Here is a 26,985-nt window from a genome sequence, read left to right as displayed (position 1 = left end):
TTGAATAACTATGTTACAATTAATTATATTGTTTTTATATAATCACATACCATCGGGTTGTCGATAACTGAATAAGGAGTATGAATACAACAAAGTTTGGTGAGATGAAGGAGGAAGCATGACTAAATACAATCAACTCGCTATACAATGGGAATTTATTATCTCTAAAATTAAATCTTCCGTGACCGTAGTCGATGCCACCTTGCCTGATTTTCCGCTAATGTATGTAAATGAATATTTTAGTGAATTAACCGGATATAGTGCAGAAGAGTCGATTGGACAGAATTGTCGGTTCCTGCAAGGGCCGGATACGGACCCGGAAACCGTACAGCATATCCGCGAAGCGTTGAATAAGCAGCAGTCAATCAAGACGGAGATTCTGAACTATACGAAGCATGGACAGAAATTCTGGAATGAACTGAATATTGATCCTATTTTCGATGATTCAGGGGAATGTTTGTTTTTTGTAGGGATTCAATACGATATTTCAGAGCGGAAATATGCTGAGCAGCAGTTGCGGATGGCAGCTTCGCTGACAGAAATGAACAGTAGGGGACAGCTGGAGTTCATTGGGAAGTTGAACCATGAACTTCGCACACCGCTGAACGGGATTATGGGCATGATCGAACTTGTCGGCATGGGTGACAACAGTGAGGAGCAGAAAGAGTACCTGGAGCTTGCGCGTCAGTCAGGGGAGGCTCTTCTGAACATTGTCAACAATAGTCTTGATATGGCCAAGCTGGGCAGAGGGAAAATGAGAGTGGAACAAATTGAATTTCAGCCGCTGAAGCTGATTCAACAGATTATTAAAACGCATGAACCTGCGGCGCAGAATAAACAAATTCGTTTGCTCTGTCATGCGGATCTGACTACTCCTGATGTACTCACGGGTGATCCTCTGCGTCTCCGACAAGTGTTGGATAACCTGCTCAGTAACGCCATTAAATTCACGGAACAAGGTGAAGTGCAATTACAGATGGATGTTGAGGAGCGGCGAGGAGATACCGTTATTCTGGTATTCACTGTACAAGACACCGGAATTGGTATTGCGGACAATAAAATCAATCAATTGTTTGAAGCATTCACGCAGACAGACATCTCTCATGCACGCAAATTTGGCGGCAGCGGACTTGGACTCACCATCTGCAAAGAGTTGCTCGAATTGATGGACGGTCAAATTTCGGTGGAGAGTATCGAGGGAAAAGGAACGAAGTTTGAGGTAACCTTGCCTTTACTTCGACAACAGGCGATTCCTAACGTGGGATAGTCTATGCAGAACAGCCGTGAAGTGTCGGCTGTTTTTTTATGTTTTTTATATTGTTTAGCGAACTGGCGTTCTGGTATAATGCAAGTGTCGAATGGGGGAGAAACAGCATGAGTAAAAGACGCAGAAGCAGAAAGAGCAAGGGCAGGCAACGATTTAAAAAACAGATATTGACGCTGGTGGCCATGTTAATGGTAGCTCTCTATGCATGGGTTGGGGGAGAATGGTCTCTGGACATACCGTCCCAATTTGGGGGAAGCAAGGGGAGTGTAGATCATACTATCACATTCCCGGCCGAGCGCTATCCCGAAACGGCCAATCATATCAAGACAGCAATCAAGGCAGGACATTCGGATGTATGCACCATTGATCGCAGTGGAGCTGAAGGTAATCGGGATTTATCTCTCAAAGGTGTTCCGGTCAAGAAGGGGAAAGATCGGGATGAATGGCCTATGGCGATGTGTGCAGAAGGCGGAGCGGGTGCGGATATCCAATATATTAGTCCCAAAGATAATCGTGGTGCAGGCTCATGGGTGGGAAACCAACTAAGTACATATCCGGATGGAACTCGAGTAAAGTTTGTGGTGAAATAACGACACGCTGTGAATGTGAAAGTAATCGATACAGATATGCCCTGGGGCTTTGAAAGAGTGTGGCATACCGTAAAAGGCAAAATAAAACCAGACGTTGATGCGTCTGGTTTTATTTTATGAATGACGAAATAAACACGTCTAGTTCACGTATAAATACATGAAGTACTTGTTCTCTGTTTACAGATCAGCCGTACACAACTGCATTCCACTTAAATGATGAGAGCGGATAGTTAACAAACGAGTGACTTGTTCCACTTCGTCGAATGGAATCCACAGGCTTCCGTGGACGGTCCGTAAGGAAAGAATGGAAGCATCGGCTGTACGTTCCGGAAATCCAGTTACCGTTTGCCCACTTGTATTACGGACAATAATTTGTTGTTTGCGCCGAATGGCAATTTCTACCTCTTTTTTCATATGTCATTGCTCCTGGTTATGGAATAGTAATTCGATATGTCAATAATTTCAATGGTTAATTTGTCTTCTTTATCTAGTCTATCAGAACTAGGTATAGATTTCCAGATCAGAAATTATATTTTACATAGGTGTAAGGACTTATTACATGTTTTCCGTTTTTGAAGAAGCAGCCAGGGGTTATATAAGGGTAAAAGGAGGGGGACGCATAATGACACAATTGCTGATCGGACTTGTACGCACGGAGCACGAAGCCATTATCATGCTGAATAAATTGAAAGAGGAAGGCATAGCAGATAAATATTTGGGCGCGGTAGCCAAAGAACAGGTCAATCTCGAAATGGTAAGTGAGAAAACTGGTTTGCCGCTACCTCTGAAGGGTGCAGGAACAGATGGAGCATTAGGCGTGCTTAAAGGGGTACTGGCTGGTCTGGGCAAGCGGATGGATCAGACGATGTCTATTGGAAAAGCGGTACGCAAACTTGCAGGCAACGAGATTGGAAGTGAGACGGATGATCTGGTGCTTACCTTAACCGAAGCAGGTGTCTCCGAAGAGGATGCTAATTACTATGAAGATTGGCTGGTACAGGGGCATATCCTGGTAGTTGTGGAATGCAGCGAGGAAGAGGCGGCCCGAATTGCACCTATTCTTCTTTTTTAGTTTAATTTAAGCCTGATTTTAGGTTTCTTTAATGTTAGGGGGGTATTCTTATTTCACACCTCCCTTAATATAGATGGTTTAAAGAAAGTTCGGGACCGCAACTCGAACTTTCTAGGCACTGCTCGCTAACGCTGGCAGTGCCTGTTTCATTTTTTTTGGATTATTTTATGTTAAGGTATTGCAAAGCTATAAATTTCATGGTAAGATATTTCTTGTCGCCAAGAAATACATACCCATGCCGGGGTGGCGGAATTGGCAGACGCACAGGACTTAAAATCCTGCGGTAGGTGACTACCGTACCGGTTCGATCCCGGTCCTCGGCATCCTAAGAAAAGATCGCATGACACTTGTTAAACAAGTTGTTCATGCGATCTTTTTTTGTTTGAAAATTTTAATTTTTATCACTTTCTGCTGTACCATTCAGTTCATAAACATTAAAAAACGATAATACATATCAGATGACGCCTATGGGGCTGCCCATTATGAATTCCCAGGATCGATGGTGTATACTATCCGTAGGCATAAATTACCTTTAACTTTGAACTTGAATAACTCAAGGTTGCATAACAAACTAAACAATTTAATGGACGGAGGACTCGACCCATGTTGAAACAGCTTAAGCCCTATAAGGTGCTACAGGAACGTAGAATCGAAGAGTTGAAGTCAGATGCGTATCTCCTGGAACATCAGAAATCCGGAGCCAAAATTGTACTCTTATCCAATCAGGATGATAATAAAGTGTTCAGTATCGGTTTCCGTACTCCTCCGGAAGACAATACAGGTGTAGCTCACATTCTAGAGCATTCCGTACTTTGTGGCTCCAAGAAATTTCCGGCTAAGGATTCCTTTGTTGAATTGCTGAAGGGTTCTCTTAATACATTTCTGAATGCGATGACATATCCAGATAAAACGATTTATCCGATTGCAAGCCGGAATGATCATGACTTCCATAACCTGATGGATATTTATCTGGATGCGGTACTCCACACAAATATTTATGATAATGAAAAAATATTTCTGCAGGAGGGTTGGAATTACAACCTGACCTCAGCTGAAGATGAGCTAACCTATAACGGCGTTGTATATAACGAGATGAAGGGTGCGTTTTCTTCCCCGGAACGGATTGTGCGCAGAGAAGTCCTGAATTCACTTTTCCCGGATACTACATATTCCTGTGAATCAGGCGGATTTCCCGATGCCATTCCCGATCTGACGTATCAAGGCTTGCTGGATTTCCACTCCAGATACTATCATCCGTCCAATAGCTTCATTTATTTGTATGGGGATATGGATATGGAAGAGAAATTGCAGTGGTTAGATGAAAACTATCTGAGTGAGTATGATCGAATTGAGATTGATTCTGCCATTCAGCTCCAGCCTGCATTCGGACAAAGAGTGGACGCAGTTAAGACATATTCTGCCGGAAGTACCGAATCAGAAGTGGATAACAGCTTTTTGACCTATAATGCGGTTATTGGAACAAGTCTGGACAAGGAATTAAACATCTCGTTTCAAATTTTGCTGTATGCACTGCTTAACGCTCCAGGAGCGGTTTTAAAGCAGGCTTTGCTGGATAAGGGCATTGCAAAAGATGTGTATGGTACGTATGATGACAGCCTGTATCAGCCCGTGTTTACCGTTGGATTGAAGAAGAGTAATCTGGCAAGCAAAGAAGATTTTCTGGGGACGGTAAAAGAGGTGCTTGAGCGTGTGGTGAAGGAAGGTTTTGATCCAAAAGCGGTGCTCGCAGGTATCAATTCCTATGAGTTCAACCACCGCGAAGCGGATTATGGAAGAATGCCCAAAGGATTAATCTACGGTTTCTCCTCATTGCAAAGCTGGCTGTATGATGTCGATGCGCCATTTACTCATTTGGAAGCAAATGACGTATTCGCCGAGCTCAGAACGAAGATGACCGAGGGTTACTTTGAGAAGTTGATTGATACGTATTTATTGAAAAATACACATACTTCTTTCGTTGCTGTCACGCCGGATAAAGGATTGAACGCACGCAAAGAGGAAGCACTGAAAGCACATCTGAAATCAGTTCAGGCGGGACTGAGTCAGGAAGAGATTCAGCAGCTCATTCAGAGAACCGAGGCTCTCGCCGAGTACCAGAATGCACCGTCAACCAAGGAACAACAGCAGGTGATTCCGACGTTGTCGATAGAGGATATTGAACCGAAAGCATCCACGCTGTATCAGACGGTAAATCAGGTCGAAGGTACAACGGTACTGCACCATAACATCTATACGAATGGAATCGGTTATCTGAGACTGTTGTTCGATATTAAGGAAGTCCCACGGCGTTTGCTGCCGTATGTTGGATTGCTGAAAAGTGTGCTCGGTTACGTCGACACTCAGAATTTCTCATTTAATGAATTGTCGAATGAAATTCACATTCATTCCGGGGGCATTCATAGTGGCATCGGCACGTATGCAAACGCGCATGAACACCGTGATTTCAAGGCTACGTATGAATTCAACGCCAAAGTACTGTATGACAAACTTGGATTTGCTTTTGACATGATCAAAGAAATTGTGTTTACGTCCAAATTTGATGATTCGAAGCGTTTATATGAAATTATTGCCCAGTTGAAAGGCAACTTGCAGCGCAATCTGATCAGCGGAGGGCATTCAGCGGGAATTGGCCGTTCTACCTCTAAACATTCGGCTGTCGCAAACTTCAGGGAAGCGGTTAGCGGCATCGCTTTTTACCAGTGGCTTGAGGAGCTTCAAGCGAACTTTGAGGCAAGAAAAGAAGAACTGTCGATCAGCCTTCAATCGTTGACTAGCTTTATTTTCAGACCGGAAAACTTGCTTGTAAGTTACACTGCAGATGATCAGGGGTATGCGGGCTTGGAGAAACAGGTATCCGATTTGAAAGCGAAGCTGTTCACCCAGGACGTTGCCAAAGAAAAAGAGGCATTTACACCTGTGCATCACAAAGAAGGATTCAGATCTCCATCTGAAGTCCAATATGTCGTTCAAACAGGTAATTATATCGATAAAGGGTATTCGTACACCGGCTCGCTGCGTGTCTTGCAGGGGATTCTATCTCTGGATTACTTGTGGAACAATATCAGAGCCAAAGGCGGAGCATACGGCTGCATGTCAGGTTTCAGACGTAACGGAGACAGTTATGTAGCATCGTACCGCGACCCGAATCTCGAAAAAACATACAAGGTATATGAAGAGATGCCGCAATACCTGAAGGATTTCAAAGCAGATACACGGGAAATGACGAGATATATCATTGGCGCCATCCAGGACCTCGATACACCAAGAACGCCTTATGGCGAAGGATCATTCTCTCTGGAATGTTACCTGTCTAATGTCACCGAAGCCGATCTTCAGAAAGAACGGGATGAAGTGCTAAGCACAACAGAAAGTGACATTGTAGGTTTTGCGGAAGTGGTATCCGCCATATTAGAACAGCAGCAGCGCTGTGTTATCGGTAATGAAAACAAGATTGAAGACCAGAAGCAATTATTTGACGAAACTCTTGATTTGATCAAGAACTAATCGAATAATGCATCAAAGTCGAAGTGTGAAGTAATAAACATCTGATCCCAAAGGGCGCTTTTATGAGCTGTAATAGCTTATAACTGTCGCCCTTTTCTTGTTATACAGGCGGTTCTCTTCTAATCCACTCTGATGGATCAGCATCTGTTGAAAATTTAGGTGACGGCGAGCATATTATAGATCTTTAACGTGCGCAGATCTTCCTTAGACATTTTCAGTTCGTTATATAAGTCCTGATTCTCAGGCAGGGGTGTTCGAGAGAATAACATTTTCAAAGCGATGGGCATAAAGGGACGGAAGGAAACGCCTGCCATCAACCCCCACTTTTTCTCGGATTCCTGAAAAGATGCCAGGATGTTAATATACAGATTCTCCAGCGGTGTAGCCTGATTTTTTAGAATGAGCGTGGTGAGTGTGTCGTAATGCTCGGTGTGGCCCCAATACATATTTTCGCATTCCTGATAATTCTCAAAATTCTTGACGTTCATATACATCACGGTTCGATAACGATTCGCGTCCGACTGTGCCATCATGTCAATGACACAACGGATGAGGCTGTTATTGCGCCCGTCATAAAAATACGAATAAAACCGTGTGGAATTTTTGAAAAAGCTGGACGGTACGGTATTCATGAGGGGAGAGGCTTGCTTGGGCTCGATATACAGCAGCTGCTCCACCTGAATGTTCAATGAATCAGCAATTTGATGCAGCGTGACCACATCAAGTGTAATATCACCGCTCTCATATTTGGACAGAGTAGCTTTACTTTTGTGAATCTGATCCGCCAGCTGCTGAACCGTTAATCCTTTCCATTTGCGAAAATTACGGATTTTCTTGCCCACTTCTTTGTTGATGGTGTTCATATCGGATCTCCTTCTTTTAAGTTTCTTAAGAATATGAGAAAAGGTGAAACCCCTTGGTAAAATCAATCTATACGAAAAATATAACACTTTTTTCATGAAAATACCTATTCAGAAGAAACATTAAGATCAATTTGTTTCTTCTGAATAGATTGTATTATGTTTGATGTAACTTCTAAGCCATGAAATAATGTGACTACCAGAACCTCATCCCAGGATGGAGAACAGAGAGAAAGAGGCGCAGAAGGCTATGAAATATGATTTTGATGAGATTATTGATCGCACAGGAACCAATGCCATGAATACGGATGGTTTCCGTCAATATATTTTTAATGCAACAGAAGATATGAAATTTCCCTTTAAGGATGAAGAGTTTATTCGCATGTGGATTGCAGATATGGAGTTTGCCACACCTCCCGAAATACGGGAAGCAGTTAAAGAACGTTTGGACCGGAAAATTATGGGGTACTCCCAGGTGTTCGATCCGGCATACTACGAAGCTGTCTCCAACTGGATGAACAGATACTACGACTGGTCTTTTCCCAAGGAGTATCTGGAGACATCACATGGGATCATTCCTGCTCTATATGAATTAGTTGAATATATTTGCAAACCGAATGAAAAGGTGTTGATTGTGACACCCTCCTATGGTTATTTTAAATCGGCTGCAGAGCATAATCATCTTGAACTAGTTTGCTCAGATTTGATCAACGAGCAGGGACATTATTCAATAGACTTTGCAGATTTTGAAGCCAAAGCCAGTGATGAACAAGTCACGTTATGTATTTTTTGCAATCCGCATAATCCGTCTGGACGCGTATGGTCAACAGAAGAGTTACAACGTGTGGGTGAGATCTGTCTGAACCATAACGTGTGGGTAATATCGGATGAAATTCACTGTGATTTGCTGCGTACAGGTAAGAAGCATACACCTCTTGCCAAGCTGTTCCCGGATACGGATCGAATCATTACCTGTATGTCTCCAAGCAAAACGTTCAACATGGCGGGCCTAATGTTCTCCAACGTGATTATTGCAAATGAAGGACTTCGAACGATCTGGCAGAAACGGCATTATGGATTCAAAAATCCGTTGAGCATTGCAGCGACTCAAGCCGCTTACGAACATGGCGACGAATGGCTGAAGCAGTTGAAAACGTATCTCGATGACAATTTTGCCGTTGTGGATCAATATGTGAAGCGTTATCTGCCACAGGCAGTCTTTCATATTCCGGATGCTACGTATCTGGCATGGATTGATATTACGGCATACATCCCCTCAAATGTAAACCTGCCTTTATTTTTCGCTGAACAAGCGGGGGTATTACTTGAAGATGGGCATATGTTTGTAGCTAATGGAGGCGGGTGTATCCGTCTAAACTTGGCATGTCCGCGTTCGGTTCTTGAAGAGGGACTTAGAAGAATAAGCACTCTATTGGTCAATAAAGATGAAGGCGTACCCGTTCAAGTCTGAAAAGTACAGAATCAAAGCCCATCAATTTGCAGCGTTAGCTATTCCATTGTCACTCTGAGATAACGTTAGTTATACAGGTAACCTATCCCCTGATGTACACTTCTGGTCTGCTGTCCCCGGTTATGTTAAAATGGTGGATAGTCTATGAGTCGTAGGATGCGGCTCACGCAGGTGGCAGTTCGTTATGTGGACTGCACGGATATGTATTCATCAGGGAAAGGAGCCTTTACATATGTTTGAAAATGATTGGGACACGGTACTTCAGGAAGAGACTGAAGCCGAGTATTTCAACAACATTCGTTATGCACTCGCCGCCGAGTACAAAACACAGACCATTTTTCCACCCAAGGAAGATTTGTTCTCGGCTCTTAAACTGACCCCGTATCATAAGGTCAAGGCCGTTATAATCGGTCAGGACCCTTATCACGGAGCAGGTCAAGCTCAAGGATTAAGTTTCTCGGTCAGACCGGGGGTGCGCATTCCTCCTTCTTTGAAAAATATATATAAGGAGCTTCACGCGGATCTGGGTCTGCCGATTCCGAATCACGGATCGCTGGTTCATTGGGCAGAGCAGGGCGTGCTGCTGCTTAATGCGGTTCTGACGGTACGGGAAGGACAGCCAAACTCCCATCAGGGACTGGGATGGCAGACGTTTACAGACGCTGTTATCCGGGCATTGAATGAACGTTCAGAACCGATGGTATTTATGCTTTGGGGCAGTCATGCCCAGAAGAAAGGGGCATTCATTAACCGGGATAAACACCTGGTGTTGGAGTCTACGCATCCAAGTCCGCTTGCAGCACATCGTGGTTTCCTGGGCAGTCGTCCTTTTTCCAAAGCCAATGAATTTTTGACCTCCAAAGGTATTGAACCGATTGATTGGACGATACCGGAAAACTAGACAAACGGGGGGCGATGGCATTGCGACATTGGGTAGGACGGAAAGTAGCCGTATATCGTGCAACCGGCATACGAGAGCCACTGAAAGGAACGCTGGTCGAGTGGGATGAAGAAGCGGATTGTGTACGAATCGGACCCAAGCGGATCAAGGTATCGTTCGACAATATCGCAATGATCCGGCCTCTGCCTGAAGAGAGCCTTCCCTTGAAAAAAGCGCGATCCGAGGTGCATAAGGTTGGATATGTGATGAAAAAGGCCGTGCAATTTGAAAATGCCATCTATTTCAAATCACAGGTTATGATTTGGCGTCGGGCCAAAATTGTAGCATTATCCACAACGATTATACGTCATGATGATGATCAGGTTGAGCTTGCAGACGGCCGGATACTTCGCAAGGACAAGCATATGTTTGTGGTACGCTCACGGCGTGGAATACGATAAGTCCATTGATATTTAATATTCATTTCATGCAAAGATCATATGGATTTAATGTTCGACCTTTATAGTAAACATTAACAACCCCTTCTAAATGATGTGTACTAATTATGGGAGCCCGGCCGGCTGCAAACGGTCGGGTGTTTTTTTGTCTATTGGTTCTGTTAACCTGTTGTACATACCCATAACATTCATGTTATATATTATTAAAATAGATAAATTGAACTAAACATTTACACGAGAACGTAGAGCGTGTCATCGAAGTGGCAAGTGTAAATATTCTTAAGTTCAATCTAAAAGATCATGAGAAGGAGTGAAACCCATTGAAACGTATATGTGTTTTTGCAGGCTCCAACCCGGGAAATCACCCCGATTACACACAGCAGGCTATTAAATTGGGTAAACAGATCGCCGATAATGGGTACGCACTCGTCTATGGCGGTTCATGTATGGGATTAATGGGTGCAGTCGCGGATGCTGCTCTGGAGCAAGGTGGAGAAGTAATTGGTGTCATGCCAACTGGATTGTTCCGAGGAGAGGTCGTACATGGAGGTCTTACGCAGCTGATTGAAGTGGGAACGATGCATGAACGCAAGGCAACGATGGCTGAACTATCCGACGGATTTGTGGCTCTTCCTGGTGGTATGGGTACATTTGAAGAACTATTTGAGGTTCTTTGCTGGGCACAAATTGGCATTCATCGTAAACCCGTCGGTTTGTTAAATGTAAACGGATATTATGAGCCGTTGATGAAAATGGTTGAGCACAGCGTGCATGAAGGATTCTCCAATACTTCACATCTCAGTCTATGGAGTCTTGAATCTGATCCGGCTGAACTGTTGAACCGGATGTCCTCCTATATTCCGGCACAATTGACCCAGAAGTGGTCTCAGCTTCAGGATAAGTAACTACCCGCTCCAGTGGAAAACTTTCCGATGTGCCCAAGCAAGTTCCCTCTCCAAACATAGTCTATAGTGTACTTTCTTAAAAGAGGGGAGTGTCACTCATGAGCGAAATCAAAGGCACAGGTTACGGTTACGGATACGGCGGCTTTGGCGGTGGAGCATGGACATCAACAGGCGCGATTCTGGTGTTGTTCATCCTGCTCGTTATCATCTCTCGTACATTCGTACTGTAATTCGGTCAGCCATTCCGGGACAGTGACATAGTTGCTGAAGCAATGCCCGGTGAAGAAATGGCCTTTCCAAAGAGACGTCGGTACGGTCGGCGTCTCAGGGGAACGGTTTTTTTGTCTGCAAAAAAAGAACTCCGCCTCTAGGGAAAAGAGAGACAGAGCAGGGCAAGAGAGGTTAGACCGTTACCACAGTATCACCCGGCAAACTGAGTGTTCTCCAGGCAATGTATAGTCCAATAGCAGCCGCAATAAGAGCAAGGATGGCAGCGATAAAAGCCAACTTATCCAGTTGACTCTGTTCATTAATAACAGATGATTGATTACTTGTTTTGTCGGGAACAGACAGCCCTCGAACGGATGCCTTTTTCATGTATTGGCGTGGTCCGGGGGGCGTTCTTGTTTTGCTGCTGGGTTTGCCGGATCTGCTTTTGGCAGAAATTCTGGGTAAGGGAGCTTTTTTGGAGGAAGATTGGGAAGATACAGATCTATTCTTCGTTAGGGGTTTCAATGGGCGACCTCCTTACAGCGGAGTGCAGTTGTCTATGACTGATACTATATTATGTCTGCGTTACAGATTGAGTTCACAAAATGAGTGAATCCCCAGCCCCCAAGATGTTGCCCTATACACGGACAGAGCATACAATTAAACGCTCTGTTAATACAGGTATGACAAACTGCGTTTATAGTGATAATCATAGAGTTAATGTTGAACTCAGGAGGCGCTGGAATGAAAAAATTTGAAAATATTGCCCATAGGGGAGCATCCGCCGTATGTCCCGAGAATACGATGGTGGCCTTTGAACGCAGTTTGCAGCTTGGAGCAACAGGCATTGAAACAGATGTCCAGCTTTCCAGTGATGGTAGACTTGTACTGATACATGATGAGACGTTAAGTCGCACTGCTGGAGCAGAAGGCTGGGTCAAGGATAAATCAATTGAAGAATTGCGTACTCTTGACGCAGGAGCTTGGTTCCATGCCGATTTTGCTGGAGAACGCATTCCATCTTTGGAAGAATTATTTGATCTGGTTCGGGGAAAAGACATTTTACTTAACCTGGAATTGAAAAATGGTATTGTTAGTTATAAAGGAATGGAAGAAAAGTTGATACAAGCGATTCGGGATTGGGACATGGAACAACAGGTTATTCTGTCCAGCTTCAATCATGCTTCGCTAGTGAGATGCAAACGTCTTGCCCCGGAAATTCGCACAGCAATTCTATATATGGAAAAGCTGTACCGCCCATATGATTATGCGGCCAAACTGGAAGCTTCTGCTCTGCATCCCTACAAGCTGGCTGTAACACAAGAAGAAGTTGCTGCTGCACTGACTCAGGAAATTGCAACACATCCGTTCACGGTGAATGATCCTGCCCAGATGCAGGAACTGATCGACATGGGTGTAATGGGAATCATTACGGATGTGCCTGATGTACTGGCAGCATTGATTGCGGTGCATAGTCGTTAATTCATTTTAATAACCAAGGTGCTGCATTGGAGTTCTTATACTCCATGCAGCTTTTTTTAGTACAAAAATTCATTTATGCAATAAACATGTCCCATTTGTCCATTGCCAGCGACAGTTAGTTGACATACAATGGTCTATGGGAATGAGAATCAATATCAATATCAGTTTTGTATTAATAGAGAGGTGAATGTTATGTACATAGGATTTGTCTACACCACTCATAACAAGGGTGGGGGCATATGAGTTCGAAAGTTTCACCGGCAAGTCAACCTACGGAATCACCGACAGCCAAAATCCACACTCGTCCCTGGGCTGCCACATTGATCCTGACCGGGGGGATTCTGCTGCTCGCGCTGGGTATGGCGTTATCCATTTCGTTTGGTGCCGCAGATATTAAGCTGGGCGTTGTATGGGAGGCCATTTTTAACTTTAATCCTGAACTGACTCCGCATCAGATCATATGGGAGATTCGGTTACCTCGTATTCTTGGGGGAGCGATGGTGGGCGCCTGCTTCGCAGTAGCCGGTGCTATTATGCAGGGGATGACCCGTAACCCGCTGGCAGATTCCGGTTTACTCGGACTGAATGCTGGCGCGGGATTTGCGCTTGCTGTCTGCTTTGCCTTTTTCCCAGGCATGCCATATATGTATATCATTCTGTACTCCTTCGTTGGTGCAGGACTTGGGGTTCTGTTGGTCTACGGTTTCGGTGCAGCTTCCAAATCCGGACTTACACCTCTCCGGCTCGTTCTGGCGGGGGCGGCAGTGTCTGCGATGTTATCAGCACTCAGTGAAGGGATTGCACTGTATTTCAAAATTGGACAAGACCTCGCTTTCTGGACAGCTGGCGGCGTAGCCGGGACGAAGTGGTCCCAGTTAGAGGTCATGTTCCCTTGGGTTTTGGCGGCGCTTATTGCAGGGATTATTATCTCTCGTTCCATTACGCTGCTTAGCTTGGGAGAAGATATCGCCGTTGGATTGGGTCAACGTACTGGCTTGATCAAGCTGGTTGGTCTGATTGTTGTACTGATCCTCGCGGGTACAGCCGTGTCCGTGGTGGGTGCTGTTGGTTTTGTAGGTCTTATCATTCCCCATCTGACACGTAAATTGGTTGGGGTCGATTATCGCTGGATTATTCCATGTTCCGCAGTGATGGGCAGTCTGCTGCTCGTATTCGCGGATCTGGCTGCACGTATGATTAACCCGCCATATGAGACGCCAATTGGCGCCTTGGTTGCCCTAATTGGGGTACCTTTCTTCCTCTATCTGGCGCGTAAAGAAAGGAGGACTCTGTAACGATGGAATCCTCAACTCTGGTTGGAGCAGAACGCAAAAAGAGAACAAAAAGCACCATTGTCATGATTGTGCTTGGTGCGTTGATTATTACGGCTTTTATTATCAGTATGAATACAGGGTTCACTCGGCTTTCTCCGCTTGAGGTTATGCGGACCTTGTTTGGCGGTGGGACTGCTAAGCAGGAACTGATCTTGTTTGAATTCCGTTTGCCGCGTATCGTCATTTCAGTTCTGGTTGGTGCGGGACTTGCGCTATCCGGTTGTATTCTACAGGGGGTATCCCGAAATCCTCTGGCTGATCCAGGAATTCTCGGTATCAACGCTGGAGCCGGATTGGTTGTTATGTTGTTTGTTTCCTTCTTCCCGACAACAACGGCGGCTCCCGTATTTTTGCTGCCAATCCTGGCTCTGATCGGTGCAACGTTTGCTGCATTTTTGATTTATGTGCTCTCTTACAAAAAGGGAGAAGGTCTCATGCCTACGCGCATGTTGCTTACAGGGATTGGTGTAGCGGCAGGAATCAGCTCAGCCATGATCGTACTAACACTTCGGCTCAGTCCGGAGAAGTATCAATTTGTGGCCACCTGGATGGCAGGTAGCATCTGGGGTTCCAACTGGAAATTCGTAACGGCGTTGTTGCCGTTTCTCATTGTCCTTGTGCCGCTTGTTCTGTATAAAGCCCGTGTGCTCAATGTACTGAACCTGGGTGATCAAACAGCGAGTGGTCTCGGCGCACCAGTGGAGCGTGAAAGACTGATCCTGCTGGCTGCTGCCGTGGGACTGGCCGGATCATGTGTATCCGTCAGTGGCGGCATTGGTTTTGTGGGTCTAATCGGCCCACACCTGGCACGTCGTCTCGTGGGACCAAAACATCAGTTCCTTTTGCCTGCATCTGCATTAGTCGGATCATTGCTCGTGCTTGTTGCAGATACGCTGGGACGCGTAATTTTGCAGCCTTCAGAGATTCCAGCAGGTATTCTGGTTGCCATCATTGGTGCCCCGTACTTCCTGTATCTCTTGAGCAAAACGAAATAGAAAGCAATCATGTGGTATGGTTGCTATAAGGAGGACTTCAGTCCATGCTTCGCCGTTTCTTTGCCTATTACAGGCCTTACAAAAAGCTGTTCATTCTGGACTTTAGCTGCGCGATTTTCGTAGCTCTGCTGGAACTAGCCTTTCCGCTGGCAGTTAATAGAGTCGTGGATGACCTTTTGCCAGGGGGACGCTGGGACTGGATATTATGGGCATGTCTTGCCCTGCTCGCGATCTATCTTTTAAACTCGTTCCTCAACTTTGTTGTTACATACTGGGGACATAAACTTGGTATTAACATCGAGACCGATATGCGTAAAGCGCTCTTTAATCACGTACAGAAGTTATCATTCCGTTTCTTTGACAATACCAAAACCGGACACCTAGTCTCTCGTATGACCAATGACCTCATGGATATTGGCGAGATTGCCCATCATGGTCCGGAGGATGTATTTATCGCAGTAATGACGCTGATCGGTGCATTCAGCATCATGATGAGCATTAACGGAAATCTGGCCGTGTTAACATTTATCATCGTGCCGCTCATTATTTATCTATCCTTGTATTTTGGCAGCAAGATGTCCAAGGCATTTAGCCGAATGTTCGGGGATATAGCAGATTTCAATGCACGTGTAGAAAACAATGTAAGTGGTATTCGCGTGGTTCAGGCTTTTGCTAATGAAGAGCATGAAAAAGCACAATTCGCTGTAAACAACAGCCGTTTCCGTCAGACCAAACTGATCGCGTACAAAATCATGGCCTGGAACTCTTCCATCAGTTATATGCTGATGAAGCTGGTATCCCTCTTTGTGCTGGTATGTGGCACATGGTTTGTTATTAATGGCAGTATGAGCTACGGTCAGTTTATTGCATTTATTATGCTGTCCAATGTGTTTCTTACACCCATTCAGAAGATCAATTCCGTTATTGAGACGTATCCAAAAGGGATTGCAGGTTTCAAACGTTATACGGAATTGCTCGATATGGAGCCGGACGTTGAAGATCGACCGGGTGCCACTACAGTATCTCATCTGCGTGGAGATATCCGTTATGAGCAGGTGACCTTTGGCTATTCGGACCAGGAGCCTGTTCTTAAAGGGATTGATCTGAATATTCACGCCGGCGAAACCGTGGCCCTTGTAGGACCATCCGGTGCAGGGAAAACAACGCTGTGCAGTCTGCTGCCTCGTTTCTATGATGTGCTGGAAGGTCGCATCACGATCGATGGTCAGGAGATTCAAGACATGACGCTGGATTCATTGCGCAGTCAGATCGGAATTGTTCAGCAGGACGTGTTCCTGTTCGATGGAACAGTTCGTGAGAATATCGCGTATGGCAAGCTGGATGCAACAGAAGAAGAAATCTGGATGGCAGCTCGTCGTGCACAGATGGAAACACTGATCACTTCCATGCCGGAAGGAATGGATACGTTAATTGGTGAACGCGGTGTGAAACTGTCCGGCGGACAGAAACAGCGTTTGTCCATTGCGCGTATGTTCCTGAAAAATCCTCCGATTCTAATTTTGGACGAAGCTACATCTGCATTGGATACGGAGACAGAAGCGGCGATCCAGCAATCCCTTGCGGAATTGTCCGAAGGACGGACTACCCTGGTTATTGCCCACAGATTGGCTACGATCAAAAATGCGGATCGTATTATTGTTGTTGCCGAACAGGGGATCACGGAGCAGGGCAGACATGAAGAGTTGCTTCAAGCGGGTGGAGTATACAGCCGTCTGCATTATGCACAGTTTGGTGCCTGAACGTAACTGAGCGTTTGTGGAAGCAATATAAGAAAGCTGTATATAAATTAAAAATTAACGCCTTCATCTACTCATTATCCTGAGTAAGCGAAGGCGTTTTTTTTTTTTTTTTTGTATTTTTTTATATCACGTTATGCCTGTTGGCGGGAGCAGCAAATTACGTTTACGTATCTAAGTTAGTGGATGCTTTAAAATACGTGGCATGACTTTGAGCAAACGATCTCTGGTGATTGGGTCATCGAAGTTCCATTTTGCGTTTGTCGTATACGTGTGTGCACGGACTGAGGCAGGTAAATCAGCCCAGCTGGTCTGTTCGAGAAGTTGTCGCAGATGGGCGTCATGACGACGGGGGCTGGAGGTTAATACGAAAAGGCGGTCACCTGCATAATCAGCAAGTTCATGCTTCTGAATTTGGAGAAACCGAACCTGGTTCTTCATCAGTGAGGCCACTCTCTCGGGAGGGGTGAACCCAAGAGGATGATAGAGTGTTAGTGGAAATCCCTGAATCCCCATGACATACCATTCTCCTTCCAAATCAAGCAGTACAGTGGCTGATTCTTCCGTTCCGGTTTTTCTGCCCAGCCGTCTCCACATCTGTTCGTGTTTCTCTTCATAATGAGCAATCCATTGTTCCGCTCTCTGCTCTTCACCCACGTGCTTCGCAATACAGCGCAGCTGCTCGGCGGTATTACTTGCTGGATTAATCGTTAGTGTTGGCGCCACCTGTTCAAGCAATTCTTTCATCGCATCTGATCGATGCTCATAGATAATAAGGTCAGGCTCCAGACCTGCAATAACCGAAGCACTGTTGATCACACCGACATCTTCAATCAGCTGTAATTGATTCCGGTACACGACTTGATGACGGATAATGGTGAGCTCTGCGCCAACAGGTCGAATGCCCAGTGTCAGTATGTGTCCGACCATACTGCCCATTGTGACAATTTTGGGAGAGTGTGATGTCGATTTGGATGGCACAAGCACAAGGTGATCAGCAACGGGTTGAGTCGATGGAAAGGATGGAACAGCTGCATGCTCTGAGTCAGATAGTGCCTGTACGGGAGGAGCAGGCCATAGGTTTTCCGAGCGAGTGTCAGGAGAAGTTATAGATGCGTTCCAGGTGGATATAAAACTTCTGTCGCTGCGATGCTGACGAACATATTGTTTGGGTGAACATCCCGTCATCTGGCTGAATCGCCGATTGAAATAGTACTCATCGCTGAACCCTACACTGCGAGCGATCTCTCGTAAAGGATCATCTGTACGCATCAACAGGGTTTTGGCCTGTTCGATTCGTAACCGGGTAATATAGTCCAGCGGTTTATACCCCGTTATGCTCTGGAAGCGTGAACTATATTGTGAACGTGCCATACCGGCTTGTGTTGCAAGTTGTTCAACTGTAAGTGATTCGGTATAATGTTGCCCGATATATTGAATGGTGGCACGCACTGATTCATCCGGATGGGGATTTTTGCGAACGGTCTGGGCGTTTTCCAGCAAAAGCACGATCAATTCCTGTACAATAATCTGTTGTCTGAACTGTTGCAGCTCATCTGATGTGTACTCTTCCAATCCAGCATGTTGTTCAAGCAAATGAACATATTGAGCGAACGGCCGAATAGGAATCGGTTGCCCGTAAGGAAAAAGACTGTTCAAAGCAGTTGCTGGTTGATTGCAGCCTCTGGCAAATACGTCAAAAGAGATATGGATTCCGTCTAACTGTTCGTCGCCGGTTAATTGAATCCGAGTCCGGGGATGCAGGAGCAAGGTGGTTCCCTTTTTGACGGGCACAGGGATGTCCTGTATATATAAAGTTCCTTTTCCCGATGTAAACGAGAGCAGAGAATGCTTTTCAAAAACGGAGGAGTTGTTTGATGTCAGCAGATTGCTGAGCAAATGGGATCGAGAGTTGGCATAGGATAAAGACAGAAGTTCCGAAGTATTCTGGGCCGGTCGTCTCAACACGGAATCCTCTTTTCATGGCGTATTTATTGAGAATAGTTATCAATTATAGTTGATTGTATATAAAGAATCGTTTTTTTTCAATGGCAAATAACCGGAGGGCTCCTGTGTCCAGGGAATGCTCCGGTCATAAGTGGAGGGCAATAGTATTTCTGCAGTTCATGTTGCTGTGGAAAATGATTTATCCAGAGGAACATCACGCTTCGGGAATGGTTGTGTTATTTACCTAGTATTGAAGGCAGCTCGTCCATCAGTCGTTCTTTGGTAATTGGATCATCAAAGTTCCATTTGGTATTAAGATAGTAGACTTTATTTTTTTTGACAGCCGGGATGGACTTCCAGATATCGGTCGTCATGATGGAGTCACTGTTATTCCGCTCTTCCTCTGACAGATCCGTGAGCACAAACAAGTATTCTCCTGCAAATTCCGGCAGCAGCTCGCTGGAGATATTGGCAAATGGTTCATTTTTATCAATCAGGGATTCTTTTACTTTGGGAGCAGGGGTAAACTGCAATGTATCATACACCGTTTCGGCAAGTGCGCTGTTGCCCATTACGTACATGTCTTTGCCAAGCTGGAGAAAGACGGATGCGGTAACACCTGTGGGCAAATCAAGCTGATTGCGTACTTGCTCGAATTGCTCTGCATAGGTTTCGATCCAGTCCTCGGCGGCCTGCTCTTTCCCCAGAATGTCACCGAAGACTTTCACACGTTCATTGGTTGACAGACGGTCATAGGTTACTGTCGGAGCAATCTTCGACAACAAGGTATATTGGTTCTCTTCATAATAACTGCCGCCAGCATCCAACAGGATCAAATCAGGACTTAGTGAAGTGATTTTCTCCAAATCACCTTGCAAGTCGCCTACATCTTCAATGCCATCCAGTAATTCGGGATACGCGATCTGGTCACCAATGATCCCCAGGGCCGCTCCTACAGGTTTAACATCCAGGGCGAGCAAGTCTCCAAGATCACTGCCTGTGAAAATAATGCGTTTTGCGTTAACCGGAATCTCTACCGTGTGGCCCAGGGAGTCGGTGTAACTTTTGGTTTCACTTTGTCCGGACTCCGCTTGAGTTGAGGTGGTAGACTCACCTGATTTTGCTTCAGCGGTTGTAGTGGATGGTTCTGCTTGGCTACCACAGGCTGATAACAGTGCTCCAATCAGGGTAATCATGAGTGTAAGGGTACCGAGCTTACGTGTTGCTTTCATCGTTTGGGTTCCTCCCGTAACTGGTTACTTATTGGATAATGATAATCATTATCAATTTAGTTCGAATGTGATCAGTTTATCGAAAGCGGGATGGCAGTACAATGGACAAACAGGCGGAAAACCTTTGTACAAAAATAGAAGAAAGTGAAGAGAGGAGACAATCGCTATGTTCTATATTTTCATAACCTGGTTAGTATTGATTTTATTGCTGATTATCCTGGTTCAAGGCGTACAAAAGAATTCCAAAGATAGAGATAGAGGGGGATCTGTTTCCAAACGTTGGGGCGGGTGGTTCATCGGACTTTTTGTTGTAGGCAGTGTCCCATTGGGTTATGCGTTATATACGGAGTTACGTGGAGGCTATATAGGGGCTAATATCGGCTTGGGGCTCGCTCTGTTTTTTACCTGGGGATACTGTGCAATTTTGTTGTGTGTAGCATTAGTGATCTGGGGAAGGTATGGGTATAAGCAGTACAGAAAGAAGTGATTTTGTTGCCCTCATGTTTATGATAAACCTATGTTCGCATGCAACTATAAGCATATATTGAACGTTGAAATTAGAAATAGGTTTAAATAAGGGGGATTTACATATGTCCCATCTTCATCGAGTTCTGATATCGCTCTCAATCCTGATCGTATGCCTTACTGGATGTTCAAGACATATCGATTGTAATTCAGTGCAAACTCAAGCGAATACACCAAGTGAAGATGGATTCACTGGTTATGTGGTTGCCCGCGATGGCAATTCTATTCTAGTGGTTGATCCTGCATATGAAGACTTCGGTGCGAACAAAGGAGAAAGTCGGTATTATCCGGCAAAATGGTTCTCCAATGCGCCTAATCCGCAGATCGGCTCCTATGTTGAGATTTGGACGGATGGCAGCCCGGAAAATCAGCCCTATCCCGGGCAGGCCAGAGCGGAAACGATTGCTGTATCTTGCCCGGCCAATCCAGATGGAGCTCATATGAGTGAGGAGGATGCCATCCGGGCTGGATTGTACTCATCAGACGGAGAGCAAGTACGTATTCCTGTAATTGAGAATGTTGATTTCGATAAGCATATAGGAACATGGACCATTCGTATGCGAGATGCAATGTCAACGACGGATACTCAGGATCAGATTGAAGTAAAAGTAGAAGACATTGAGCCAGTATCGGAGCAGGAGTAAGGATCTAGGAATTCAATGTTGGATGAAAAGAGGAGATAGGTCTGAATGTTAGAGAATGGCTTCCCCGCGACAAACATGATTATGAAGCGGTGCGTAAGTTAAGTGAATTAAGTAATGAAGAGTTGAGAGATATCATTCCTGAGCTTATGGAGTGGTTGCAAGATGGGAATTGGCCCATTGCCAGATCCGTAGAAGATTTACTTTTAAGATTTGGAGAAGAACTTATTCCTCATATTCAAAATGTATTTAAAACAAAAGATCCACAGTGGGAATATTTTATGCTTACTGGTTTAATCAGTAGATTGCCTTCGCGATATCTAATAGTTTTGAAGGTTGATTTGGAAAGAATTTTGAAAAATCCTACAGAGGATGAGATGTTTGAGGAATTGGATGAGGTTATAGTATCATTGCTGAAAAAAATACAATAACAAGCCAATAAGAAGCGTATTTTTCATTTTGTGATTCAGAATAGTTCATACGAAGCAGCAGTGCAAACAACCTTGAACGGCACAACCTTTCAGGGTTACCAAGAAATCAAGGAGCAACGTGAGTCCTGCAGATTGTAGTGTAGGAATGATTTAATAGTGTGGAAGTTTATTGAAAAAAGAAGGTGTGATTTTTATTTTGTATCAAGGAAAGTCAAGAAAATTCATCATTGTATTGTTATCTCTGTATACTTGTTTAACATTGTATTTCTTATTCCTGGGCTTCGATAGAAGCTCGGCCAGTCCTGATCAGGGCTGGCGATACAGCTTAACCCCTGAAGGAATTCCTTTACATTTTCCAATGGGGAGAGATTTTAAGATATGGTTTTTTGAAATGGGGAACTTTGTAGCATTCATCCCCTTCGGGATGGTCATTCCGCTCCTCTTTCGCTGTGGGTTTATTCGCTTTATCAGCATATTCATTCTCTGTATTACGATGTTAGAGACATTGCAAATGATTTCCCGTTTAGGTGCGTTTGATATAGACGATATCCTGATTAATACTTTAGGGGCTGCCGTTGGATATGGAGCACAGCGGTTAGTAAAGCATCATCGGAATACATTAAAAGGACTCATTCGAATCTTCCTGACAGCGATTATTTTTTCAATAGGTACGATCACTGTTGTTGGCGGCCTCAATCATTATTTAGATAACGTTGACGGAAAAAGCGTTGCACTGAATGAAATTGTTTCGAGCGATGGGGCTGTAGTATGGGATGAAGAACTCTCTAGTTTTACAGTAGGCCAAACCAATGTCGAGCCTCAAATCAATCTGTACAGTAGAGAAAAACAAAAAACGAATGAGTTTTCATATCTCTTAAATCAAAAATACAAAAATATGAAAGGTTATTTCGCTATACCGGACGATGTTGTCCGAAGAGCAAGCCATGAGATTATAACAATAAGCTTTATCGCCGATGGCACAGAAATTTATTCTTTGGTTGTATCAGCAAACAGTGGGGAGAACCATCCTGACTCTTTTCAAACTCCGTTAAAGGGAGTTAATGAACTGACTATAAAAGTAATATCCGATGGTTCAAATCCGGTGACCAATATAGTGATGTGGGACATTACACTGACAGAGTCAAACACAGGGCAAAAGTTCATCAACAGCATTAAATCCATGTTTTAATATATCAATAATAGCCCTCGATCCTGCCACTGAAGCAGCAAGATCCGAGGGCTTAATCCATTTTCATGCCATATCAACAACAACTAATACATCCACTACAATAAAGCTTCCTTAATCCGCAATATTTCCTGCCATCTTCAGACGACGTGCAATTTCCTGAAAGTCTTCCTGCGAAATACCTGGTGCGAATTCTTCTTCCACTGCAGGAGCTTCCGGAATCGGGTATCCTTCAGGGACGCCTTGAATGACTTCCAGCGGTTGTCCATCTTCAGGGTGTGTCCCTTTCCAGATCTGACTGATCGCAGTAAAGTCTTTATCACTATAGGTATACAGCTTGGTGTGTAGGCCTTTTTCTTCGTATTTCCACGCTTCGTTAAAGGATTTGTTGCTCAGGGATGGAATCGGCACCAATTTGGTTACATTCACTCCGGTTGCGATTTCAAGCGCTTTAGCATAAGCGACCACATGCACACCACCACGTACCAGCAAATAGCCAACAACTGCCCGGGCTGCAGGGTGATCGGTCATTTCATAAACTTTCATTTTATGTGTACGTGCTCCGCATTCGAGGAAAAAGTTATGCAATAGATCTTCAACCAGATTACCGCTGTTGAAGACATTGGCTCCTGTCCAGGGATTGCCCATGGAGTCGAAAGGCATTGCTCCCTGTGCGCCAGCCAGGAAATGATAGGAGAGACGCGCATCCTTCACGGAACCAAGTGGTGTATCGTCAGGCTCTTTGTACTCAGTGGAACCTCTGAGGCATTTGTTAATGCCATGAGACACAAGCTCTACATGACCCAATTCTTCGGCGGTGATACTCATCACCAGATCGTAGAAGGGTTTCAATTTTTCTTTGGAACGAAAATTAAACGATTGATAGAGGTAATTGTTCAACGTTGACATCTCTCCGAATTTACCACCCAGCAATTCTTGTATCGCTGCTGCTGCATTCGGGTCCGGTCTCTCGACATTTGGGATTTCAATTGCGATTTCATCCATACGTTTGAACATTCGGGTGTAACCTCCTCGAAATGATTGCTCAGAATAATGAAGTGATGCTGTCATGGCCTATTACACGTTTATCGAATACGCTAAACCCATAATTTTGCAAATGAGGCTTAAGGCGTATGTAATTGAGTCTACATTTGTTATTTCCAATCCCGTGTTATTTATGTACAATCAGGACGAATGAAGTTAAGTATGGTAGTCATTATCTGAATTAATGAAGGAGAAACTGAGAGTGCGCAAAAGTTGGATTATGATGGGATGGGGTGTCCTCCTGCTTGTCGTTTTTGGATGTAGCGATGTGACGGCAGCATATGCAAATTATTCGAGTGAGTTGGATCAACAAAGAAAAGACAAGCTGATAGAAAAGTACGGTTTGGAAAAGCTGGAAGATCCACCACCGCGAAATCTTTTATTGGATGGTGACTGGGGGATAAGCTTCAAATCACCAATAAAACGGTATAAGATGGCGATCAGTACGATTCAATCGCTCCAGCAACCGATTACGTTTATCATTCGTCTACTGGTGTAAAATAAACTTCTACAGGGCAGGCTAACGTAAACATTGCCCCAAGGAGTGAATGAAATGAGAATGCTCATCGTAGCCCTAATGACAGTGGTACTAAGTTTAAGTGGACTAACAACCAGTTCAGCAACTGCGATTCCGGATTATGCGAAGTGGGGAATCATTGCAGTGAAAGAAACACAAACCAAGTACAACGTGGACATTTTGGATTACAAACATATTGGCCGCACTTCGTTAACAGCAGACCAGTCCCGTGAACAGTTCAAGTTATGGGTACGTAATAAAGACGGTAAACAATTTGCTGTATTTGTGAATGTTGATTTTAACCCGTCTACCCAGCAGCTGAAAAAAGTACAATTCACGGAATCGGATCGACGTTAAACTGAAGATGATCTGCATAGCAAGGCAAGATAGGAACCAGACTTCCCTATGAAAGGGAGTGAGTCTGGTTTTTTTATTTCAAAAAATCCTTTTTTTAGTTATTGAATAAAGAACTTATGTTCGCATATAATAATAAAACAAACACATGTTCTTATTGGAGGGATGATTATGCTAGGGAAATATATTGGTCAGATGGTGGAGCTCGTCTACATGGATCGTGCAGGGCATATTACACAGCGGCAGATTCGAATCAACAGTGTACGGGAAGGGAAGATTAGAGCATCCGCAGGAAAAGAGGGGTCACCCCGAACATTTCTGGAACAAGGTATTCTGGCATGGCGTCCCGTACTCCATAAGGAAGGGAAGGAAGAAATATGCTGAATGATTTTGAACGCAAAATTTTGCGTATAATTGTGAATTATGCAGGCCAGCGGCGCAGAGTGCCACGAATGGATGAGCTGGAGAATAAGACGGGAAGAAGCAAGGCGTTCATTCATGAGTCACTGCTGGAGCTTGAGCGCAGGCAGCATATTGTATGGGAGAACAAGTCTACGCTGGAAGGTATACTCATTTTGCAAGCATGGGAGCAGGCACCACAACCCATTCGCAAAAGCCAGCCTGCTGGCGATGCCGTGAAATATTTTACCGAATATTAAAACGTAAAAAACGCCAACCCGGAATGCCGGATTGGCGCCTTGTTAGGCATCGTAACATCTATTAGAAGATAGGAAGTTGATCAAGGTTATTGGTTGGGTCGCCGTCTGCGTCGCCGCGAATGTACATTTCGCCGTCTTTGCCTTTAAAGACGTTCACACCTGCAATTGCTCCTGCTTTTACTTCTGCCAGTGCCTGTTGGTAATCCAGCACACGTCCAGATGAAGTTTGGAACGCAGTCAGATCGCCGTCACCATTTTTTTGAACTGCTGTGAAGCTTTCGCGTGTCGTTTGATCCATGATGTCACACTCTCCTTATCTGACCAAATAGGAATCTGGTTACCTCTTTAGCCTGTCCGGATCAAAAAAAAGTATGCATAACATAACTTCATATCGCACGCAGAGGATATCTACAAGCTCTTTTGCATACGAACATGCAGAATGTCTGCATCATAAAAAGGCTCTTCCGAAATCACTTCATATCCGAGCTTTTCATAGAACTTCTGCGCCTGGCATTGCGCGTCCAAAACAGAGTAGGCTAATCCCAATTCACGTGCCCGTTCTTCCATGGCTAACAGCAACACACGTCCATAACCGAACGCACGATGAGATTTGAGTACAGCGATGCGCTGCATCTTGGCGGTATCCTTGGTGTAATAGATCAGGCGCCCCGTGGCTACAGCCTGTCCATCTTTACTCAACAATACGTGATGCACATCAGGACTGATAATATCATATTGATCGATCTCAATGTCAGCAGGCACCTGCTGCTCGATTACAAAAACATTATTACGAATATCCAGTGCTTTCTGGAGTTGTTCTTCAGTTGTTACATAACTAATCTCAGCTGCCAATTCCATACCTTCTTTCTGCTCTACGCTATCAGACTGAATTATACAAAAAAATGCTTTTCCTGTATAGTTAAGTCTGGAACATACTGGGAGAGGAGGTGCGAACCATGGGTATGGCGGGAGTGATGGCAATCACACTTTTGATGTCGGCCGGAATGATTGCTTTGTTATATTATGTGACCAAGAAGGCATATTCCAAAAAGTGGGACGAAGATGAGTGAAATGCGACTTAATGCTCCTCAGGGGAAGACTTCAACATTGCCTTGTGGGGAGTAAACGTCATGCACAACAGACTTGGAATACACATCCAGCCAAACGGGCAGGTCATCATTAACCTCATTGGGTACTTTCAACTGTTGGAATTGTACAGTGTGTTCATCCCGTTCTAAACTACAACCGACAGAAACGTATATTAATGCAACAAGCGCAATCAGACAGGCTAAGTTTTTGGCTATGATAAATAAACGCAGTTTACGTTCTTTCATGTTCCTCATATGGAAGTCACCTCGTCATCAAAATGGTAATCTTTCCTTTATTGTGCACCAATTCGAATAAAATATTACCAATATAACGATTGACAATGAACACGGTTACTTGGTATGATACTGTTACTTGATTGGAAAACAATTAGATATCATGATCTGTTAGCTCAGCTGGGAGAGCACTATCTTGACAGGGTAGGGGTCAGTGGTTCGAGCCCACTACAGATCATAACAAAAAGTCCTTGCGCAGCAAGGGCTTTTTTCTTTTGTTTAGTTTTTTTGAGATGACATGATGAAGTCTTGGGGGACAAT

30 protein-coding genes and 2 tRNA genes are annotated in these 26,985 nt (G+C 44.5%); 23 read left to right on the top strand and 9 right to left on the bottom strand.

All coding sequences use genetic code 11. From position 1 onward, the window contains the following. Window positions 1–118 precede the first annotated feature (118 nt). Together HP548_RS24790 and HP548_RS24785 are read left to right on the top strand one after the other, a co-directional pair. Complete coding sequence (locus tag HP548_RS24790) at window positions 119–1,267, top strand: sensor histidine kinase (RefSeq protein ID WP_163755264.1); 1,149 nt, start codon at window positions 119–121, stop codon at window positions 1,265–1,267. Between the two features lie 107 nt (window positions 1,268–1,374). Further along, window positions 1,375–1,857 carry a NucA/NucB deoxyribonuclease domain-containing protein gene (locus HP548_RS24785; RefSeq protein ID WP_083678812.1) on the top strand — a complete coding sequence of 161 codons (483 nt, stop codon included), beginning with the start codon at window positions 1,375–1,377 and terminating at the stop codon, window positions 1,855–1,857. Window positions 1,858–2,034: 177 nt separating this feature from the next. Here the strand turns inward: HP548_RS24785 and HP548_RS24780 are convergent, their stop codons facing one another. Continuing rightward, on the bottom strand, window positions 2,035–2,271 hold the full coding sequence (locus HP548_RS24780; RefSeq protein WP_099858489.1) for a hypothetical protein: 237 nt from the start codon (window positions 2,269–2,271) through the stop codon (window positions 2,035–2,037). Window positions 2,272–2,479: 208 nt separating this feature from the next. Here HP548_RS24780 and HP548_RS24775 point away from each other — a divergent pair, with 208 nt between their 5' ends. From HP548_RS24775 to HP548_RS24765, 3 genes are all read left to right on the top strand, one after another. Continuing rightward, window positions 2,480–2,929 (top strand): general stress protein, encoded by a 450-nt coding sequence (locus HP548_RS24775; RefSeq protein WP_163755261.1) that lies wholly within the window; start codon window positions 2,480–2,482, stop codon window positions 2,927–2,929. 237 nt (window positions 2,930–3,166) lie between these two features. Further along, window positions 3,167–3,252 (top strand) — tRNA-Leu (locus HP548_RS24770). Window positions 3,253–3,532: 280 nt separating this feature from the next. Next, window positions 3,533–6,454, top strand: a complete 2,922-nt coding sequence (locus HP548_RS24765; protein WP_175383140.1) for an insulinase family protein — start codon at window positions 3,533–3,535, stop codon at window positions 6,452–6,454. Between the two features lie 155 nt (window positions 6,455–6,609). Here the strand turns inward: HP548_RS24765 and HP548_RS24760 are convergent, their stop codons facing one another. Further along, window positions 6,610–7,317: a helix-turn-helix domain-containing protein gene (locus tag HP548_RS24760; RefSeq protein WP_175383139.1), complete on the bottom strand. Its 708-nt coding sequence runs from the start codon at window positions 7,315–7,317 to the stop codon at window positions 6,610–6,612. Between the two features lie 247 nt (window positions 7,318–7,564). Between HP548_RS24760 and HP548_RS24755 the strand changes: the two genes are divergently transcribed. From HP548_RS24755 to HP548_RS33120, 5 genes are all read left to right on the top strand, one after another. After that, entirely contained in the window at window positions 7,565–8,785 is a 1,221-nt protein-coding gene (locus HP548_RS24755) for a MalY/PatB family protein (RefSeq protein ID WP_175383417.1), read from the top strand. Window positions 8,786–9,017: 232 nt separating this feature from the next. After that, on the top strand, window positions 9,018–9,686 hold the full coding sequence (ung, locus tag HP548_RS24750) for a uracil-DNA glycosylase (protein WP_076288306.1): 669 nt from the start codon (window positions 9,018–9,020) through the stop codon (window positions 9,684–9,686). Window positions 9,687–9,700: 14 nt separating this feature from the next. After that, entirely contained in the window at window positions 9,701–10,126 is a 426-nt protein-coding gene (locus HP548_RS24745; protein WP_125477324.1) for a hypothetical protein, read from the top strand. A gap of 317 nt (window positions 10,127–10,443) precedes the next feature. Further along, window positions 10,444–11,028 (top strand): LOG family protein, encoded by a 585-nt coding sequence (locus HP548_RS24740; protein WP_076288178.1) that lies wholly within the window; start codon window positions 10,444–10,446, stop codon window positions 11,026–11,028. A 98-nt stretch (window positions 11,029–11,126) separates the two neighbouring features. Beyond that, window positions 11,127–11,258, top strand: a complete 132-nt coding sequence (locus tag HP548_RS33120; protein WP_211754062.1) for a YjcZ family sporulation protein — start codon at window positions 11,127–11,129, stop codon at window positions 11,256–11,258. A gap of 172 nt (window positions 11,259–11,430) precedes the next feature. Here the strand turns inward: HP548_RS33120 and HP548_RS24735 are convergent, their stop codons facing one another. Further along, complete coding sequence (locus HP548_RS24735) at window positions 11,431–11,625, bottom strand: hypothetical protein (RefSeq protein WP_143764574.1); 195 nt, start codon at window positions 11,623–11,625, stop codon at window positions 11,431–11,433. Window positions 11,626–11,982: 357 nt separating this feature from the next. Between HP548_RS24735 and HP548_RS24730 the strand changes: the two genes are divergently transcribed. The 4 genes from HP548_RS24730 (at window position 11,983) to HP548_RS24715 (ending at window position 16,809) form a co-directional block, all read left to right on the top strand. Next, window positions 11,983–12,720 (top strand): glycerophosphodiester phosphodiesterase, encoded by a 738-nt coding sequence (locus HP548_RS24730; protein ID WP_175383138.1) that lies wholly within the window; start codon window positions 11,983–11,985, stop codon window positions 12,718–12,720. Window positions 12,721–12,959: 239 nt separating this feature from the next. Beyond that, window positions 12,960–14,015, top strand: coding sequence for a FecCD family ABC transporter permease (locus tag HP548_RS24725; RefSeq protein ID WP_063565538.1), 1,056 nt, complete (start codon window positions 12,960–12,962; stop codon window positions 14,013–14,015). A 2-nt stretch (window positions 14,016–14,017) separates the two neighbouring features. Continuing rightward, complete coding sequence (locus HP548_RS24720) at window positions 14,018–15,049, top strand: FecCD family ABC transporter permease (protein ID WP_024631187.1); 1,032 nt, start codon at window positions 14,018–14,020, stop codon at window positions 15,047–15,049. Window positions 15,050–15,093: 44 nt separating this feature from the next. Then, complete coding sequence (locus HP548_RS24715; protein WP_099858494.1) at window positions 15,094–16,809, top strand: ABC transporter ATP-binding protein; 1,716 nt, start codon at window positions 15,094–15,096, stop codon at window positions 16,807–16,809. A 171-nt stretch (window positions 16,810–16,980) separates the two neighbouring features. Here HP548_RS24715 and HP548_RS24710 read toward each other — a convergent pair whose 3' ends face one another. Continuing rightward, a complete protein-coding gene (locus HP548_RS24710; protein WP_175383137.1) occupies window positions 16,981–18,774 on the bottom strand; it encodes a helix-turn-helix domain-containing protein in 1,794 nt (597 codons plus the stop codon). Between the two features lie 215 nt (window positions 18,775–18,989). Then, a complete protein-coding gene (locus tag HP548_RS24705) occupies window positions 18,990–19,985 on the bottom strand; it encodes an ABC transporter substrate-binding protein (RefSeq protein ID WP_175383136.1) in 996 nt (331 codons plus the stop codon). Between the two features lie 166 nt (window positions 19,986–20,151). Between HP548_RS24705 and HP548_RS24700 the strand changes: the two genes are divergently transcribed. The 4 genes from HP548_RS24700 (at window position 20,152) to HP548_RS24685 (ending at window position 22,771) form a co-directional block, all read left to right on the top strand. Further along, on the top strand, window positions 20,152–20,472 hold the full coding sequence (locus HP548_RS24700; RefSeq protein WP_175383135.1) for a hypothetical protein: 321 nt from the start codon (window positions 20,152–20,154) through the stop codon (window positions 20,470–20,472). Between the two features lie 103 nt (window positions 20,473–20,575). After that, window positions 20,576–21,154 (top strand): DUF3221 domain-containing protein, encoded by a 579-nt coding sequence (locus HP548_RS24695; protein ID WP_175383134.1) that lies wholly within the window; start codon window positions 20,576–20,578, stop codon window positions 21,152–21,154. A 35-nt stretch (window positions 21,155–21,189) separates the two neighbouring features. After that, window positions 21,190–21,582 (top strand): DUF5071 domain-containing protein, encoded by a 393-nt coding sequence (locus tag HP548_RS24690; RefSeq protein WP_343054939.1) that lies wholly within the window; start codon window positions 21,190–21,192, stop codon window positions 21,580–21,582. Window positions 21,583–21,751: 169 nt separating this feature from the next. Beyond that, complete coding sequence (locus tag HP548_RS24685; RefSeq protein WP_246318204.1) at window positions 21,752–22,771, top strand: VanZ family protein; 1,020 nt, start codon at window positions 21,752–21,754, stop codon at window positions 22,769–22,771. Between the two features lie 111 nt (window positions 22,772–22,882). Here HP548_RS24685 and HP548_RS24680 read toward each other — a convergent pair whose 3' ends face one another. Beyond that, a complete protein-coding gene (locus HP548_RS24680) occupies window positions 22,883–23,785 on the bottom strand; it encodes a manganese catalase family protein (RefSeq protein ID WP_076288188.1) in 903 nt (300 codons plus the stop codon). A gap of 229 nt (window positions 23,786–24,014) precedes the next feature. On the opposite strand from HP548_RS24680, the gene HP548_RS24675 reads away from it, so the two are divergent. The 4 genes from HP548_RS24675 (at window position 24,015) to HP548_RS24660 (ending at window position 25,342) form a co-directional block, all read left to right on the top strand. Beyond that, window positions 24,015–24,311: a hypothetical protein gene (locus HP548_RS24675; RefSeq protein ID WP_175383132.1), complete on the top strand. Its 297-nt coding sequence runs from the start codon at window positions 24,015–24,017 to the stop codon at window positions 24,309–24,311. A gap of 54 nt (window positions 24,312–24,365) precedes the next feature. Beyond that, entirely contained in the window at window positions 24,366–24,686 is a 321-nt protein-coding gene (locus tag HP548_RS24670) for a DUF3889 domain-containing protein (RefSeq protein ID WP_076288190.1), read from the top strand. A gap of 168 nt (window positions 24,687–24,854) precedes the next feature. Beyond that, entirely contained in the window at window positions 24,855–25,067 is a 213-nt protein-coding gene (locus HP548_RS24665; protein ID WP_076288191.1) for a hypothetical protein, read from the top strand. Continuing rightward, window positions 25,061–25,342, top strand: a complete 282-nt coding sequence (locus HP548_RS24660; protein WP_076288192.1) for a hypothetical protein — start codon at window positions 25,061–25,063, stop codon at window positions 25,340–25,342. The genes HP548_RS24665 and HP548_RS24660 overlap by 7 nt, the downstream gene beginning before the upstream one ends. A 61-nt stretch (window positions 25,343–25,403) precedes the next feature. Here the strand turns inward: HP548_RS24660 and HP548_RS24655 are convergent, their stop codons facing one another. The 3 genes from HP548_RS24655 to HP548_RS24645 all read right to left on the bottom strand — a co-directional run bounded on the left by HP548_RS24655 (window position 25,404) and on the right by HP548_RS24645 (window position 26,685). After that, window positions 25,404–25,640 (bottom strand): DUF3892 domain-containing protein, encoded by a 237-nt coding sequence (locus HP548_RS24655; RefSeq protein ID WP_076288193.1) that lies wholly within the window; start codon window positions 25,638–25,640, stop codon window positions 25,404–25,406. Window positions 25,641–25,750: 110 nt separating this feature from the next. Next, complete coding sequence (locus tag HP548_RS24650) at window positions 25,751–26,194, bottom strand: GNAT family N-acetyltransferase (protein WP_076288307.1); 444 nt, start codon at window positions 26,192–26,194, stop codon at window positions 25,751–25,753. 236 nt (window positions 26,195–26,430) lie between these two features. After that, window positions 26,431–26,685: a hypothetical protein gene (locus tag HP548_RS24645; RefSeq protein ID WP_175383131.1), complete on the bottom strand. Its 255-nt coding sequence runs from the start codon at window positions 26,683–26,685 to the stop codon at window positions 26,431–26,433. A 144-nt stretch (window positions 26,686–26,829) separates the two neighbouring features. Between HP548_RS24645 and HP548_RS24640 the strand changes: the two genes are divergently transcribed. Next, a tRNA-Val gene (locus HP548_RS24640) sits at window positions 26,830–26,902 on the top strand. The last annotated feature ends 83 nt before the right edge of the window (window positions 26,903–26,985 follow it).

This window comes from Paenibacillus taichungensis, assembly GCF_013359905.1.
In the GTDB taxonomy this organism is placed as follows: Bacteria; Bacillota; Bacilli; order Paenibacillales; family Paenibacillaceae; genus Paenibacillus; species Paenibacillus taichungensis.
Note: the sequence above shows the minus strand (reverse complement) of the source record. Positions and strands in the feature narration are given on the sequence as shown.

What these genes read in the sequence shown, in the direction of transcription:
- HP548_RS24735 (WP_143764574.1), bottom strand. Translation starts at nt 11,625, where the DNA reads ATGAAAAAGGCATCCGTTCGAGGGCTGTCTGTTCCCGACAAAACAAGT.
- ung (WP_076288306.1), top strand. Translation starts at nt 9,018, where the DNA reads ATGTTTGAAAATGATTGGGACACGGTACTTCAGGAAGAGACTGAAGCC.
- HP548_RS24745 (WP_125477324.1), top strand. Translation starts at nt 9,701, where the DNA reads ATGGCATTGCGACATTGGGTAGGACGGAAAGTAGCCGTATATCGTGCA.
- HP548_RS24785 (WP_083678812.1), top strand. Translation starts at nt 1,375, where the DNA reads ATGAGTAAAAGACGCAGAAGCAGAAAGAGCAAGGGCAGGCAACGATTT.
- HP548_RS24660 (WP_076288192.1), top strand. Translation starts at nt 25,061, where the DNA reads ATGCTGAATGATTTTGAACGCAAAATTTTGCGTATAATTGTGAATTAT.
- HP548_RS24715 (WP_099858494.1), top strand. Translation starts at nt 15,094, where the DNA reads ATGCTTCGCCGTTTCTTTGCCTATTACAGGCCTTACAAAAAGCTGTTC.
- HP548_RS24780 (WP_099858489.1), bottom strand. Translation starts at nt 2,271, where the DNA reads ATGAAAAAAGAGGTAGAAATTGCCATTCGGCGCAAACAACAAATTATT.
- HP548_RS24725 (WP_063565538.1), top strand. Translation starts at nt 12,960, where the DNA reads ATGAGTTCGAAAGTTTCACCGGCAAGTCAACCTACGGAATCACCGACA.
- HP548_RS24695 (WP_175383134.1), top strand. Translation starts at nt 20,576, where the DNA reads ATGTCCCATCTTCATCGAGTTCTGATATCGCTCTCAATCCTGATCGTA.
- HP548_RS33120 (WP_211754062.1), top strand. Translation starts at nt 11,127, where the DNA reads ATGAGCGAAATCAAAGGCACAGGTTACGGTTACGGATACGGCGGCTTT.
- HP548_RS24730 (WP_175383138.1), top strand. Translation starts at nt 11,983, where the DNA reads ATGAAAAAATTTGAAAATATTGCCCATAGGGGAGCATCCGCCGTATGT.
- HP548_RS24700 (WP_175383135.1), top strand. Translation starts at nt 20,152, where the DNA reads ATGTTCTATATTTTCATAACCTGGTTAGTATTGATTTTATTGCTGATT.
- HP548_RS24645 (WP_175383131.1), bottom strand. Translation starts at nt 26,685, where the DNA reads ATGAGGAACATGAAAGAACGTAAACTGCGTTTATTTATCATAGCCAAA.
- HP548_RS24765 (WP_175383140.1), top strand. Translation starts at nt 3,533, where the DNA reads ATGTTGAAACAGCTTAAGCCCTATAAGGTGCTACAGGAACGTAGAATC.
- HP548_RS24670 (WP_076288190.1), top strand. Translation starts at nt 24,366, where the DNA reads ATGAGAATGCTCATCGTAGCCCTAATGACAGTGGTACTAAGTTTAAGT.
- HP548_RS24775 (WP_163755261.1), top strand. Translation starts at nt 2,480, where the DNA reads ATGACACAATTGCTGATCGGACTTGTACGCACGGAGCACGAAGCCATT.
- HP548_RS24705 (WP_175383136.1), bottom strand. Translation starts at nt 19,985, where the DNA reads ATGAAAGCAACACGTAAGCTCGGTACCCTTACACTCATGATTACCCTG.
- HP548_RS24790 (WP_163755264.1), top strand. Translation starts at nt 119, where the DNA reads ATGACTAAATACAATCAACTCGCTATACAATGGGAATTTATTATCTCT.
- HP548_RS24680 (WP_076288188.1), bottom strand. Translation starts at nt 23,785, where the DNA reads ATGTTCAAACGTATGGATGAAATCGCAATTGAAATCCCAAATGTCGAG.
- HP548_RS24655 (WP_076288193.1), bottom strand. Translation starts at nt 25,640, where the DNA reads ATGGATCAAACGACACGCGAAAGCTTCACAGCAGTTCAAAAAAATGGT.
- HP548_RS24760 (WP_175383139.1), bottom strand. Translation starts at nt 7,317, where the DNA reads ATGAACACCATCAACAAAGAAGTGGGCAAGAAAATCCGTAATTTTCGC.
- HP548_RS24755 (WP_175383417.1), top strand. Translation starts at nt 7,565, where the DNA reads ATGAAATATGATTTTGATGAGATTATTGATCGCACAGGAACCAATGCC.
- HP548_RS24665 (WP_076288191.1), top strand. Translation starts at nt 24,855, where the DNA reads ATGCTAGGGAAATATATTGGTCAGATGGTGGAGCTCGTCTACATGGAT.
- HP548_RS24720 (WP_024631187.1), top strand. Translation starts at nt 14,018, where the DNA reads ATGGAATCCTCAACTCTGGTTGGAGCAGAACGCAAAAAGAGAACAAAA.